This window comes from Salidesulfovibrio brasiliensis JCM 12178 (assembly GCF_001311825.1).
GTDB lineage: Bacteria > Desulfobacterota > Desulfovibrionia > Desulfovibrionales > Desulfovibrionaceae > Pseudodesulfovibrio > Pseudodesulfovibrio brasiliensis.
In genome coordinates this window covers 1-14,021 of sequence record NZ_BBCB01000082.1, presented here as the reverse complement: position 1 = coordinate 14,021, position 14,021 = coordinate 1, and the positions used below count along the sequence as shown (strand labels likewise).

Genomic DNA, 14,021 nt, shown 5'->3' with positions numbered 1-14,021 from the left:
CCCGCCGGAGGCATTCGTCGCAGACTATTTCGAACAGTGGAAGGCGAGTGAAGCTAGAGGGATAAAGAGGGAGTGAACAGTTTCCACAAGCCGGTTAATGCGATGCCCTGCAGGCGCATTCGTCTTCGGGGCGGCTTGTCGGGAGTAGTGATTTGGGACAGGAGTTTGAGGGGAAACCTCATGGAAGAGGTTTCCCCTCAATCAGATCACTATCCCATAATGGAGCTGAGGCGCTCCTTGAGTTCGTTGAGCTTGGCCAGATCTTCGTCCATTTCGGCCAGCTTTTCTTTTTCCTTTTCCACGACTTCTGCGGGTGCGTTATTCAGGAAGCCGGGGTTGGAGAGTTTTTTGGCGACACCGCCCTTGGTCTTTTCGATCTTGGCGATGTTCTTGTCGAGGCGCGCGAGTTCGGATTCGAAGTCCACGACGCCTTCGAGCGGCACGTAGATTTCGTTGCCCTGCACCACGGTCGAGCCTGAGGCCTTGGGGCCTTCCACGTCCGGGCCAAGGGTCACGTTCTCGAGCCGCGCCAGCGACTGGATCAGGTTCAGGTTGCCTTCCAGCAGTTCGCGGTCCGTTTCGGAAGCTGTCTTGACGAGCAGGTCGAGCTTCTTGGCCGGTTCGATGACCAGTTCGGTGCGGATGTTGCGAACGCCGGAGACTACGCCCATGAAGAGCTCCATGCGCGCTTCGGCTTCCTTGTCACACAGGCCGGGGCGCATGTCCGGGAAGGGCAGGGTGGCGATGTCCTCGCTCCTGTCGTCGCCTTCGGGGCGCGGCAGCACGGACCAGATTTCCTGCGTGATGAACGGCGTGACCGGGTGCAGCAGGACGAGCACTTCGGAGAGTACGGTCCAGAGCACTTTCTGGGTCTGCGCCTTGGCGGCCTCGTCTTCGCCGTAGAGGGCGGGCTTGACCATTTCGAGATACCAGTCGCAGAACTCGCTCCAGACGAATTTGTAGAGGCTCTGGGCGATCTCGTTGAAGCGGTAAGCCTCGGTGGCTTCCTTCGCGGTCTGCTTGACCTCTTCGAGGCGGCTGAGAATCCACTTGTTGGCGAGCCCCTCGCAGTCATTGAGGTCCACGGCCGGGATGGTCTCGGGCAGGTTCATGAGGCTGAAGCGCGCGGCGTTCCAGATTTTGTTCATGAAGTGCTTGTAGCCTTCGATGCGCTGTTCGCTGAGCTTGATGTCGCGGCCCATGGCGGCGAAGGAGGTCAGGGTGAAGCGCAGGGCGTCGGCACCGTATTTTTCGATCATGTCCAGCGGGTCGATGACGTTGCCGGTGGACTTGGACATCTTCTTGCCCTTCTCGTCGCGGACGAGGGCGTGGATGTAGACGTCGTGGAACGGTACTTCGTCCATGAACTGCAGGCCCATCATCATCATTCTGGCAACCCAGAAGAAGAGGATGTCGAAGCCGGTGACGAGGCAGGAGGTCGGGTAGTACTTGGCGAGTTCCTTGGTGTCATCCGGCCAGCCGAGCGTGGAGAACGGCCAGAGCGCGGAAGAGAACCACGTGTCAAGCACGTCTTCGTCCTGCACGAGGTTGGCGCTGCCGCAGGTGCACTTGGTCGGGTCGTCGATGGAGACGATCAGCTCGCCGCAGTCCTCGCAGGTCCATGCCGGGATGCGGTGGCCCCACCAGATCTGGCGGGAGATGCACCAGTCGCGGATTTCGTCCAGCCAGTTGTAATAGGTCTTGGTCCAGTGCTCGGGGTGAATCTGGGTTTTGTCCGGCACGGCGGCGCGGGCTTTTTCGGCCAGCGGCTTCATGGACACGAACCACTGGGTGGAGACGTGCGGCTCGATGACGGACTTGCAGCGGTAGCAGACACCCACGGAGTGCTCATGGTCCGCCACTTCAACAAGGAACCCTTCGGCTTCGAGGTCCTTGACGATGACGCCGCGGGCGTCGTCCTTGTAAACGCCCTGATATTTCTCCGGCGCGTTCTCGTTCACGTAGCCTGCGTCGTCGAAAACGGCGAGCACTTCGAGGTCGTGCTTGCGGCCCAGCTCCCAGTCATTCATGTCGTGGGCGGGCGTGACTTTGAGGCACCCGGTCCCGAACTCGACGTCAACGTAGGTGTCGCCGATGATGGTCAGCTCGCGGCCCACGAGCGGCAGGATGGCTTTTTTGCCGATGAGATGGCTGAAGCGGTCGTCTTCGGGGTTCACGGCAATGGCGGTGTCCCCAAGCATGGTTTCCGGGCGGGTGGTGGCGACGATCAGCTCCCCGGAGCCGTCGGCAAGGGGATACTTGATGTGCCAGAGGTTGCCCGGCTTGTTCTCGTGCTCGACTTCATCGTCGGCAAGGGCGGTGTGGCAGCGGTTGCACCAGTTGATGATGTAGTCGCCCTTGTAGATGAGCCCGTCTTCGAAAAGTTTGACAAAGACCTCGCGCACGGCCTTGGCGCGCTGGTCGTCGAAGGTGAAGGCCTCGCGGGTCCAGTCCACGGACGCGCCCATGCGTCGAATCTGGTTCAGGATGTGGTCGCCCTTTTCCTGCTTCCACTGCCAGACGCGCTCCACGAAGGCTTCGCGGCCGAGGTCGTCGCGGGTCTTGCCTTCTTCCTTGAGCTGGCGTTCAACCACGTTTTGGGTGGCGATGCCCGCGTGGTCGGTGCCGGGCACCCATAGGACGTTGCGGCCCTGCTGGCGGTGAAAGCGACAGAGAATATCCTGAAGGGTCAGGTTCAGAGCGTGGCCCATGTGCAATACGCCGGTGACGTTCGGGGGCGGGATGACTATGGAATAGGGATCGCCGTCGGCGTCCGCGTCCGGGGTGAAGGTTTTTTCCTTTTCCCAATGGGTTTCCCATTTATCCTCGACGTCCCAAGGCTCGTAGCCTTTGGCTAGCGTGGGTTTGCTCATGGTCTGCTGTCTCCTTCGTATGGAAATGGACGCCGCTGCGTCCTTGAAATTCAACGGGTTGTGCTTGCCATCGCGTGGCCGCCCCTGCTAACTGTCCGGTAAGACTCGTCAAGGGGCCGCATGATGTCAAGCATATACGTATACTGGGATGAATCGCACTTCTGGGGGCTGCTCCTCATCCGTGCGCTGAGAGCATGGGGCATCCCCCACACCCTCGTGCGCGGTACCGAGATAGCCCAAGGAGCGCTGGACCGCAAGCCTGCAGCGCTGATGGTGCCCGGCGGGTACGCCCGTGGCAAGGCGCGGCGGCTCGGTGACGAGGGCATGGACGCGATTCGCTCCTACGTGCATGGCGGCGGAACCTACATCGGATTCTGCGGTGGCGCGGGGCTGGCTCTGAGCGAGAAATACGGCCTCGGCCTGAGCCCGTGGAAGCGCAAGGGGTTCGAGAACCGGCTGCAGCACTTTCTTTCCGGGCACATGCATGTGGCGTTGGGGGATCACCCGCTGGTGCCCGAGAGCATGGGCAAGGAGGCCCTCATTCCGGTCTGGTGGCCGGGCCAGTTCGACAATTCCGCAGAAGGGCCGGTGGCGCTGGCGACCTTCCGCGAGCCGGGCCCCGACGCATGGGTTGCGGACCTGCATCTCAAGTCCCTGCCGCAGGGCACCATGAGCGACTGGGAGAATCTCTACGGCATATCCATCCGGCCGGACTTCATCGAGGACCGGCCCTGCATTGCGGTGAACGAGTATGGTTCGGGCCGTGTGCTGCTGAGTTACGCGCACCTTGAGACCCCGGCCTCGCCGCAGGCCAATTACTGGCTGGGCAGCGTACTTGGCGGGCTGCTCGGAGCCGAGCCGAACCGTGCGCCACTGCCTGCGTGGGATCTGGCCGCGCGTCCGGTGCGCTGGAATCATCCGGTGCTCGAGGCGGCGGCAACCGCCATGGACGAGATAATCGAGACCGGCCTCAGGCAGTTCATGCTGTTCTGGCGTACGCGTGGCTCATCGGCTGGCGGCGTGGTATCCCCGGTTCCGGCATAAACGCGCTGTATGCCCTCGTGCACGAAATCATGGCGCAGGAACCCAATGCGGCTGCCGAGCAATACCTGCTGGAAAACGGTGGCAGGATGGGCGAACACATGGACCTTTTCCGAAAGGGTGTGACCGGCTACCTGCTCGCCGAGCGTCTTGCCATGACCGTGCTGCACTCCGGCCCCGACTCCATTTCGCCGAGAACGCTCAAGCACCAACGGTCGGCGTTGTTCGGGGCGCCGCCGGCACCCGGCGGCCTCTATGCCGAGCTGATGCATCCGCTTGAGGACCTCTTCTTCCTGCTCGCCTTCTGAACGTAGCCATCCTCCAATGCTTGAAATATCGGGGGTTACAAATCAGCTTTTGCCATGTATATTCATGCTGAATACTCAAAGGGATATTCAGAAAGGGCATGGCTCCCGGGAGTTGTATGGCACAGGACGACAAGAACACGTGCGATCCGATGAATGAACCGGAAAAGCAGAAGGGCTCTGCTGACGCAAGGTTCCGCTTCTGCCTGTCCGATGACAGCATGAAGCTCGGCATCAGCCGGTACATTCCTCCAACCCAGCTTGGCGCGAAGCCGACAGTCGACAGCCTTTGCCGTCAGATAGAGGCGGCTGGGGTGAAGCTGCCTCCTGACCGCGCCGCGGCGAAGCGGGTCATAGGCATCATCAACAATGGCGGCGGCAGCGAGGAGGTCTCGGGCATCACCCTTGTCCGGGGCATTGAAGTGCAGGAGCCGCAGGACGCGACCATTGAGCCGAAGGGCGACCTGAGCTGGCCGGTGTTTCCCGGCGACCGTTTCGCGGAGTACTCGCCGCCGAAGGAGGCCCGTGAAGGGCAGACCATCGACGGCAAGATCACCAAGCCGAGGGACAAGAGCAAACCTTCGGACCTGAAGCCCGAAGCCGGAAGCAATTGTGATTTCGACGCCACCACCGGACTTTTTGTTTCAAGCGTGTACGGGCTGGCTCGCATTGAGGGTGGGCGCGTCAGCGTGGATCCGGCCATCTGGGTGACCACCGACGAAATACGGGTGATCGGCAACCTGCATTCCAAGGATTTTCGGGGCGGGGCTGTGACCCCTGACCGAATTGTCAAGATCCTTTACGATATGAAGGTCGCGCTTGAGCCCGACCTCGACTGGCTGGACAAGGAACTGATGCGAGCCGCCAACAGCGGCGAACCTGCCATGGGCAAGGTCATCGTCAAGGGCAGACCGCCCAAGGACGGCCGTGACGGCTGGCTGGAATATCTGGTCACCACCCGCGAGGAGTCCGGCACCGAGGACGATCAGGCCGTATCGATTACCGTAATCGCGGCCAGTATCCGTCCGTGGATCAGGGACAGGTCATTGCGCGGCTGCATCCGCCGACACAGGGCGAGGCCGGGATGGACGTCTACGGCAAGACCATCCCCGCCAACGCGGGCAACGAGATGGTGCTGCACGCGGGCGAGAATGTGGAGGTGGCAGAGGACGGCATCACCTTCAGCGCCACGGGCAGCGGAATCATGGTGGTGGAGCGCGGCGTGCTTTCCGTCACCCAGTGTCTGGTCATCGCCGGGGATGTGGATATGAGCACCGGCAATGTGCGCGTGGAGGAAGGGTCGGTCAAGATCAACGGCAATGTGCTGGGCGGCTTCAAGGTCGAAGCGCCGGAGCACATCGTGGTTGGCGGCACCGTGGAAAGCGCCGACCTCAAGGCCGGAGGCAACATCGACGTCAAGGGCGGCATTCTGCAGCCTGACGGCGGTATGGTCGAGGCTGGCGGCGACATCACCACCGGCTTTTCAGCCAATGCCACCATCCGGGCCGGAAAATCGTTTTTTGTCAAGAACGAGTGCAGCAACTGCCGGATTCATGCCCCCGTGGTCATTGCGGCCAAGGGTAAGGGCGTTGTGCAGGGCGGTACCATTTCCATAACGGAAGGCATGGAGGTCAACGAGCTCGGCTCTGAGCTCGGCGTGCCCACAAAGGTCGTTGTCGGCGTGGGGCGTAAGGAAGACGCGGAAGTGCTGGAAGAGCGCTCCCGGCTCAAGAAGGAGCTGCAGAAGATCGACCGCGCCCTCGGAAGCAGCGACCCCAAGCAGGTCCTCATGCGTACGCCCGAAGCAAAGCGGGAACAGGTGGCCAAGATCATCAAGCACCGCATGGGTATCGCCAAGAACTACGAGGAGAGTGCGGCCCGGGCCACCGCCATCGTTCGCAAACGGCAGGAAGATTTGGCCTCGGTCAAGATTCGCGTCAAAAAGACGATCTTTGCAGGCGTGACCATCAAGATGGGCGGCAAGGCACTGAAAGTGAAGCGAAATACCGACCGCTCCATGGTCTACTGGCACCCCGGCAAGGATGAAATCGAGATCGGCAACCTGTAGCGTTTTCCGAATCCATGAAAAAAGCCCCCGGCTCCCTGAGGAGCCGGGGGCTTTTGGTGTTGTGCGGGTGGCTACCAGGTGAGAGCGTCGGAACCGTTGTAGCTGACCGAGATGATTTCGTACTCGATCTTGCCGCGCGGGGCGTCCACGATGATCTCGTCACCTTCCATCTTGCCGAGCAGCGCCTGGGCCACGGGCGAGAGGATGGAGATGGTGCCGTTCTTGTAGTCGGCCTCGTCCGGGCCGAGAAGGGTGTATTTCTTCACTTCCCCGGTGTCGATGTCCTCGATCTCGACGGTTGCGCCGAACAGGATCTCGTCGCTGTTCTGCTTGTCGAGATCGATGACGTTGAAGAGCGGCATGCGGGACTCGATGTGGCTGATGCGTGCTTCGAGCATGCCCTGCCGTTCGCGCGCGGCGTCGTAGCCCGCGTTTTCCTTGAGGTCGCCCTCTTCGCGGGCTTCCTTGATGGCCTGAATGACTCCGGGGCGTTCTTTTTTCAGCTCTTCGAGCTCTTTCTTGGTCTTGTGGTAACCCTGAATGGAAATGGGGATGCTGTTCATCTCTCTGCGTCCTCGATCTCTTGTATTTTGGGATTTTTCCGAGATGCACCGGCCGCCGCGGCGGCGGCTTTGAGCTGTGATTGGCACACATCGAAAGAGATAGTACCCCTATGACATACTCATGCCCCGGTCAAGTCAAAACGACCGGATGTGCTCCTTTGAGGCGGAATCACGGGGTGTTGTCGAGCCCGCAGAGCATGTACCCGAGGATGGGGCGGCACTTCTCTTCGCAGGCGGGATAGAAGCTGCCGTGGCTGCGGGTGCCGGACCTGTTTTCCCTGCCCCAGAAGAACTCCGCAAGGCCGATCGGTCTCCAGCCCTGCCGTGCAGCGAGTGCAAGCAGTTTGGGCGCGCAGCAGTCGGCGGTCCCGGTGGGGATTCCCCGGCCATTGAACGCCTCGAATAGTGAGGCGGTGCGCCCCCGGAAATTCGGCAGCTCGTACATTTCGTGGATTTCCCGCATCAACTGCCGGGAGAGGGTTTTGCGTTCCCGGTTGAGTTCAGCCTGGAGCGGGGCATCGTCCTCAAGGGCGGCCATGCGGCGGCCCAGCCGCTTGATTTCGCGCTCGATGGGCGAGGTCTCGGCCCAGAAAGCGGTCTCGTCAATGAGCGGCGGCGCCCAGCCGTCCACATCCCATACTCCGTTGAACTGGCCGGAGAACGCCTTTGCGTTCCCGACCTCGCCGTCCTGTGTGCGGTAGGCCATGATGCCGAACATCTGCCCCCGTGCCTCGCCGAAGACGGCTTCGTGGAGAGTCGCGGGTCGCGATCTTCGGGCGGGCGGTGCCAATCAATGCAGCGGTGTGTCTCCAGCGAACGCATCAGCTCGTGGCAGGCGTGCGGTGTCGGGCCAGCCGGAAGAGTATGCTCCCGGCCGCATCGAGCGCATGGCCCAGCGCAGGTAATGGTCTGTTCGTTCGGCGTAAAATGCATGGTGGAATGGACGATGCCCGAGAGGTGAGGCGGAGTAAAGCCCTTATGGCTGGGATATCCCTTGTGCTGTGAAACGGAAAAATGGCGTCGCAGCCGGTTTGTTTTCCTGATATCGAGAGTCATGGTGGAGAAAAGCCCCGATTCGTGCGTGTTTCTCTGCGCAAGAGCGATTTGCATTGGCCGAGGTGTAACTTCCGTAATAGCGAGGTTTTTTGGTGCTATTTAAAATATTTCCTTTTCAATCAATGTGTTACGTGAATTGTGCGTCGAGATGAGGGGCGTAGGGATGCCCGTTGCGTTCGTTGCTGGATGTCCACATCGTCAAATATGCCGAGAGGGTGCGCGGGTATTACGTTTTGGGCGTATACTCGCGGGGCTTGTTGGCCATTTTTGTCGCATACGCATATGTACCACTGCGTCTGAAAACAGCGGAAAAAGCAAATTGTCCAATTTTGTACAAAAAACAGTGTTTCCTGTCAGGGTCGATAGGGGTCTTGGTGACTTTTTTGGACGAAAAGATAAAAAAATAGTCTTTTCCCTTTGACTTTCGCACCTATTTGCAAATATGGAAAACTTCTGACCTGAAAAAAACGAACCTCTAACCATGGAGAGATGAGCGATCATGTGCCGTCTATTCGCACTCACAAGCCGTGATCCGGTTTCGCCCATGCTTGCCGTCAACGCCCTGAACGTCATGAAGGAAGGCACGACGGTTCGGGTGTGGGACTGTATCTGAACGGACTCGGCGGACCCTTCGAAGGCATGGGAGACTGTCCCATCCTGTCCGGCATTTTCACGGACAAGGGGCTTCGTCGTGCCGAGGAATATATTTCGGAAAAGGGGTTCAAGACCAAGCATAGCGTGATGTTCACCCCGCAGGTGGAACCGCCGTTCGGCACCCCCAAGCGCGGCACTTACGCCTCCATCGCCTTCGAACCCTCTGCCGAGTGGAAGCAGCTTTCCGAGGCGGAGCAGGGCAGGCAGCTCGTACAGACCCGTCTGGACCTGCGCAGGGAAGGCGAAGAGACCGGGGAAATGATGGCCTTCTCGTTCTGGCCGGATACCATCATGATCAAGGAAGTGGGCGACCCGCTGGCCATCGGCGAGTACCTGCAGCTTGACCGTGAGGAAATCCACGCCCGCCGCATTCTGGCGCAGGCAGGCAGAACACCAACTACGCCATCAACCTGTACGCCTGCCACCCCTTCTTCATCGAAGGCGTGTGCACCATGACCAACGGCGAGAACACCGCGTTCATCCCCATCCGCGACTACCTGCAGTCACGCAACATCACCGGCTACACCGGCTACCAGTCCGACTCCGAGGTGTTTACGCACATCGCGCATTACACCACCAAGCGGCTCGGCCTCGACATCCGTGCGTACAAGCACGTCATCACCCCGCTCAATAGCGACGAGATGGCCGGGCATCCGGACCGCGAGTTCCTCGAGAATCTCAAGCGGACCTGCCGCAAGCTGATCATCGACGGTCCCAACTGCGTCATCGGCTGCCTGCCGGACGGTTCCATGTTCATGACGCAGGACCGCAAGAAGCTCCGGCCCGGCGTGGTGGGCGGCAAGGACGGCATCTACGGATTCTCCTCCGAGATATGCGGTCTGAACGCCGCCATCCCCGACCGCGACAAGTCCAAGGATTTCCAACCAATGCATCTTGATACGGCGATCGTAGGCCCCGATTGCCGGGAGGTTGTCACATGCTCTCAGATCGACCCATTACCCCGTCAACGCTAGGTCTGAAGGACCTGCCCTGGCAGATTTGCTGGGACAAGGAAACCTGTCAGCAGTGCGGCCGCTGCACGTCCGTGTGCCCGGTAAACGCCATTGAGCTCGGCGTGTTCCGCAAGCGCGAGATAAAGACCCCCGCAGGGCTTCGCACCAAGGCGCAGAACGAGTATTCCATATACTACGGCATCCGCCAGCGGACTGACCCGGCCTATGCCTGTATCGGCTGCTCCATGTGCAACATGGTCTGTCCGAACAATTCCATCAGGCCCCAGCTGCAGGACCATTCCACCACGCTCAAGTTCCACAACAACCGCGGCGGCCAGCCCCGCACGCGCGGTGGACGCCGCAACTCCGGCGAGAGCCTGCTGGATCAGATCAAATTCATTCGCATCTCCATGCTCACCGACCCGGCCCTCGACGCCGGTCGCCACGAGTTCGAGCTGCGCACGCTGCTCGGCCGCGTCCAGTCTCCCGAGGAAGGTCTGAAGACTTTCGAGGAGCAGGGCTGGAAGCCGCCGGTGCGCGAAATCTATCCCCTCATCATCGGCGGCATGTCCTTCGGCGCGCTTTCGCCCAACATGTGGGAAGGCCTGCAGATGGGTGTGGCCTATCTGAACGAGGAACTCGGAATGCCCGTGCGCATCTGTACCGGCGAGGGCGGCTGTCCGCCGCGCCTGCTGCGCTCGCGCTTCCTCAAGTACGTCATCCTGCAGATCGCCTCGGGTTACTTCGGCTGGGACGAGATCATCCACGCCATCCCCGAGATGAAGGAAGACCCCTGCGCCATCGAAATCAAGTACGGTCAGGGTGCCAAGCCCGGCGACGGCGGCCTGCTCATGTGGTACAAGGTGAATCAGCTCATCGCGGCGATTCGCGGCGTGCCTCCGGGAGTGAGCCTGCCCAGCCCGCCCACGCACCAGACCAAGTACTCCATTGAGGAGGCCGTGGCCAAGATGATCCAGTCCATGTCCATGGCCTGGGGATTCCGCGTGCCGGTCTATCCCAAGATCTCGGCATCCTCCACCTCGCTGGCGGTTCTCAACAACCTCGTGCGCAACCCCTACGCCGCAGGCTCGCCATCGACGGCGAAGACGGCGGTACCGGGGCGGCGTACAACGTTTCCATGAACCACATGGGCCACCCCATCGCCAGCAACGTCCGCGACTGCTACAACGCGCTCTGCAAGACCGGAACCCAGAACGAGATTCCGCTCATGGCGGGCGGCGGCATCGGCAAGTCCGGCAACCTCGCCGCCAACGCAGCGGCGCTCATCATGCTCGGCGCGAGCATGGTCCAGACCGGCAAATACGTGATGCAGGCCGCCGCAGGCTGTGTCGGCTCCGAGGCCGACCGCTGCAACGTCTGCAACATCGGCGTGTGCCCCAAGGGCATCACCTCGCAGGATCCGAGAATCTACCGCCGCCTCGACCCCGAAAAGGTGGCTGAGCGCGTGGTGGATTTCTACCTGAGCTTCGACACGGAACTGAAGAAGATCGTCGCCCCGCTGGGACGCTCCACGTCCCTGCCCATCGGCATGTCCGACGCCCTCGCATCGGCGACAAGGCCGCTGCCGAACGCCTCGGCATCAAGTACGTGGTCTAACGGGACGAAACCTTCAGGACACCGGAGTGAATCAATGGCTGATACCATAAAGATACAAGGACACGACAACGGCCACCGCGTCGAGACGCGCATCCTCGAGGAGCGCATCCAGCAGGCCGTGCGTGAAGGAGCGCGAAACCTCGAGATCGACGCCATGGGCCAGCACGGCATCGGCGGGCGTCTCTGGGTTTCCAAGGAAGAACCCATTACCATCAAGGTCACTGGCGCGCCCGGCCAGCGGCTCGGCTCCAAAGGCTTCCTCGGCACCACCATCGAAGTCATGGGCCCGGCCTCCGACGACGTCGGCTGGCTCAATGCTGGAGCCGAGATCATCGTGCACGGCCACGGCTCCAACGGCGCGTGCAACGCCATGGCGCAGGGCAAGGTCCTCATCGCCGGGAACATCGCGCGCGCGGCATGACCATGACCAAGACCAATCCGCGCTTCGATCCACCGGAGATGTGGGTGCTCGGCGGTACCGGCGACTACTTTGCCGAATTCATGGCCGGCGGCACTGCCGTGGTCTGCGGACATGAGGCCCAGAACCCCGAGAACGTGCTCGGCTATCGCCCCTGCGTGGGCATGGTCGGCGGCCGCATCTTCGTGCGCGGCCCGCACGACGGTTTCTCCAACGCCGACGCCCGGCTGGAACCCATCGACGATGAAGCCTGGGCATGGCTGACCGAAAACCTTGAAAGCTTCCTCAGGAAGATCGACAAGGCCGACCTGCTGGACGAACTCGCCAAGCGCGAGGACTGGCAGCTCATCGTTGCCAAGACCCCATACGAGAAGAAGGGCAAGGCCCGCCGCTCCATGGGCGAGTTCCGTAATCAGGTATGGGACGACGAACTCGGGCGGGGCGGTCTCATCGGCGACCTGACCGACATCGACAGGAGCCCCATCCCACTGGTCGTCAACGGCGAGCTGCGCCGCTTCGTGCCGGTCTGGGAAAACGCCAAGTACATGGCTCCCTGCCAGTCCAGCTGTCCCACCGGCATGCCGGTGCAGGAGCGCTGGCGACTGGTCCGCGACGGCCTCGTTGACGAAGCCGTGGACCTTGCGCTGGCCTACACCCCGTTCCCGGCCACGGTCTGCGGCTATCTCTGTCCGAACCTCTGCATGGAAGGCTGTACCCGTCAGATCGGGAACATGCCTTCCGTGGACATCACCAAGCTGGGACGCGAAGGCGTGAACAGCAAGGTGCCCGAGCTGCCCGCGCTCTCCGGGAAGAAAGTGGCGGTCATCGGCGGCGGTCCCGGCGGCATCTCCGTTGCCTGGCAGATTCGCATGATGGGCCATGAGGCGGTTGTCTTCGACATGGCCGAGAAGCTCGGCGGCAAGATATCCTCCGCCATCCCCAACAGCCGCGTGCCTGCCGAAGTGGTGGACGCCGAGCTGAAGCGCGTGGCCGAGGTCCTGCCGCATGTGCACCTTCAGAAAAAACTCGACCGCGAGGGCTTTGAAACTCTTCGCGACGAATACGACTTCGTGGTCCTCGCCGTGGGCGCGCAGAAGCCGCGCATCATCCCGGTGCCCGGTCACGAACGCATCGTCCCGGCCCTGACCTTCCTGCAGGAGGCCAAGAAGGACGCCATCAAGCCCGGCAAGCGCGTGGTCATCATCGGCGCGGGCAACGTTGGTTGCGACGTGGCGACAGTGGCGGCCACCCTCGGTGCGGACGACATCACCCTGATCGACATTCAGGAGCCCGCATCCTTCGGCAAGGAACGCAAGGAAGCCGAGGAAGCAGGAGCCAAGTTCAAGTGGCCCTGCTTTACCAAGGAAATCACCGACGAGGGCGTGCTGCTCCAGTCCGGCGAGCTGCTGCCCGCCGACATGGTCATCATGTCCATCGGCGACCAGCCCGACGTGGAATTCCTGCCCGACACCATCGCGCTGGAACGCGGCCATGTCGTGGTCAACGACAATTACCAGACCACCGATTCCAAGGTCTTCGCCATCGGCGACATCGTCCGGCCCGGCCTGCTTACGCACGCCATCGGCCACGGACGCCGCGCCGCCGAGGTGATCGACGAAATCTTCAAGGGCAAGCGGCCCCAGTCCGACACCCGCGAAATGATCGATTACTCGCGCATGACTCTGGAATACTTCGACCCGAGAATCACCGAGTTCGGCAGTCTGCAGCAGTGCGGGGACGAATGCTCCTCCTGTGGTTCCTGCCGCGACTGCGGGCTCTGCGAAGCGGTCTGCCCCCAATCCGCCATCTCCCGAAAAGCCCTTGAAAACGGCTTCGAGATGGTCTCCGATCCCGACAAGTGCATCGGCTGCGGCTTCTGCGCCAACGCCTGCCCCTGCGGAATCTGGAACATGACCGAGAACACACCCCTCGTGTAGTCCATCCATACCCTCTGATGCTGAACGGGCGCGGAACGATTCCGCGCCCGTTCACTTTTCAGCCTTTGTGCCCACAAAGATGCATTATTCCCGGCGATGCTGTAGGCTTCTCTCAAACTATTCTGAAAGGAGAAGCCATCATGCGCTCTTTACTTATTGCCATCTTCAGTATCGTTCCAGCGACAGCCTTTGCCCAGCCCGGCACCGGCTGGCATGGTCCCATGGGTTCCATGCCTTTCGGCGGCTTTGGCATGATCGTGCTTATTGTGGTCATCGGATTTATTTTCGTTCTGATGATTCGCGGCAGCACTTCGCGGAACAAAGACAAGACGCCGTTGGATATCCTCAAGGAGCGGTATGCACGTGGGGAGATTGATCATGATGAGTATGAGGAGATTAGGAAGCGGTTGGACGAATAAGTTGGGGTTGCGGGCGGGCCGTTGGAACGGTGATCGGCAGCGTTACGTTGCCGCTGGGTTCGGTTCCGTTAGATCGCCCGCGGGCATGCCGATTGGGACAGGCTCCTTGATTTCTTT

The 14,021-nt window shown here is 61.2% G+C and carries 7 protein-coding genes and 4 pseudogenes; 8 read left to right on the top strand and 3 right to left on the bottom strand.

Annotated features, from left to right (window positions below; translation table 11 throughout):
• Positions 1-209: 209 nt before the first annotated feature.
• Positions 210-2,873, bottom strand: coding sequence for a valine--tRNA ligase (locus JCM12178_RS14600; protein ID WP_054652393.1), 2,664 nt, complete (start codon positions 2,871-2,873; stop codon positions 210-212).
• 120 nt (positions 2,874-2,993) lie between these two features.
• Here JCM12178_RS14600 and JCM12178_RS14595 point away from each other — a divergent pair, with 120 nt between their 5' ends.
• The 4 genes and pseudogenes from JCM12178_RS14595 (at position 2,994) to JCM12178_RS14585 (ending at position 6,287) form a co-directional block, all read left to right on the top strand.
• Positions 2,994-3,917, top strand: a complete 924-nt coding sequence (locus tag JCM12178_RS14595) for a BPL-N domain-containing protein (protein ID WP_369404534.1) — start codon at positions 2,994-2,996, stop codon at positions 3,915-3,917.
• Positions 3,918-3,946: 29 nt separating this feature from the next.
• Positions 3,947-4,222 (top strand): hypothetical protein, encoded by a 276-nt coding sequence (locus JCM12178_RS21065; RefSeq protein ID WP_369404533.1) that lies wholly within the window; start codon positions 3,947-3,949, stop codon positions 4,220-4,222.
• A gap of 98 nt (positions 4,223-4,320) precedes the next feature.
• A pseudogene (locus JCM12178_RS21060) lies at positions 4,321-5,378 on the top strand (flagellar assembly protein A); the annotation flags it as partial.
• 45 nt (positions 5,379-5,423) lie between these two features.
• Positions 5,424-6,287, top strand: a complete 864-nt coding sequence (locus JCM12178_RS14585) for a FapA family protein (RefSeq protein WP_054652389.1) — start codon at positions 5,424-5,426, stop codon at positions 6,285-6,287.
• Between the two features lie 71 nt (positions 6,288-6,358).
• Here the strand turns inward: JCM12178_RS14585 and greA are convergent, their stop codons facing one another.
• Together greA and JCM12178_RS14575 are read right to left on the bottom strand one after the other, a co-directional pair.
• Positions 6,359-6,850, bottom strand: a complete 492-nt coding sequence (greA, locus tag JCM12178_RS14580) for a transcription elongation factor GreA (RefSeq protein ID WP_054652387.1) — start codon at positions 6,848-6,850, stop codon at positions 6,359-6,361.
• 169 nt (positions 6,851-7,019) lie between these two features.
• On the bottom strand, positions 7,020-7,568 hold the full coding sequence (locus JCM12178_RS14575) for a hypothetical protein (protein WP_245628809.1): 549 nt from the start codon (positions 7,566-7,568) through the stop codon (positions 7,020-7,022).
• 837 nt (positions 7,569-8,405) lie between these two features.
• On the opposite strand from JCM12178_RS14575, the pseudogene JCM12178_RS14570 reads away from it, so the two are divergent.
• The 4 genes and pseudogenes from JCM12178_RS14570 (at position 8,406) to JCM12178_RS18980 (ending at position 13,904) form a co-directional block, all read left to right on the top strand.
• Positions 8,406-9,534: pseudogene (locus tag JCM12178_RS14570) on the top strand (class II glutamine amidotransferase domain-containing protein).
• Positions 9,498-11,130 (top strand): annotated as a pseudogene (locus tag JCM12178_RS14565) (glutamate synthase-related protein). The pseudogenes JCM12178_RS14570 and JCM12178_RS14565 overlap by 37 nt, the downstream one beginning before the upstream one ends.
• A gap of 34 nt (positions 11,131-11,164) precedes the next feature.
• Positions 11,165-13,485: pseudogene (locus tag JCM12178_RS14560) on the top strand (FAD-dependent oxidoreductase).
• A gap of 17 nt (positions 13,486-13,502) precedes the next feature.
• Positions 13,503-13,904 carry an SHOCT domain-containing protein gene (locus JCM12178_RS18980; RefSeq protein ID WP_083465962.1) on the top strand — a complete coding sequence of 134 codons (402 nt, stop codon included), beginning with the start codon at positions 13,503-13,505 and terminating at the stop codon, positions 13,902-13,904.
• Positions 13,905-14,021 lie beyond the last annotated feature (117 nt).

Excerpts from the sequence above, each read along its gene's own strand:
- JCM12178_RS14600 (WP_054652393.1), bottom strand. The coding sequence starts at position 2,873 with ATGAGCAAACCCACGCTAGCCAAAGGCTACGAGCCTTGGGACGTCGAG.
- JCM12178_RS14595 (WP_369404534.1), top strand. The coding sequence starts at position 2,994 with ATGATGTCAAGCATATACGTATACTGGGATGAATCGCACTTCTGGGGG.
- JCM12178_RS21065 (WP_369404533.1), top strand. The coding sequence starts at position 3,947 with ATGGCGCAGGAACCCAATGCGGCTGCCGAGCAATACCTGCTGGAAAAC.
- JCM12178_RS14585 (WP_054652389.1), top strand. The coding sequence starts at position 5,424 with ATGGTGGTGGAGCGCGGCGTGCTTTCCGTCACCCAGTGTCTGGTCATC.
- greA (WP_054652387.1), bottom strand. The coding sequence starts at position 6,850 with ATGAACAGCATCCCCATTTCCATTCAGGGTTACCACAAGACCAAGAAA.
- JCM12178_RS14575 (WP_245628809.1), bottom strand. The coding sequence starts at position 7,568 with ATGTTCGGCATCATGGCCTACCGCACACAGGACGGCGAGGTCGGGAAC.
- JCM12178_RS18980 (WP_083465962.1), top strand. The coding sequence starts at position 13,503 with ATGCTGAACGGGCGCGGAACGATTCCGCGCCCGTTCACTTTTCAGCCT.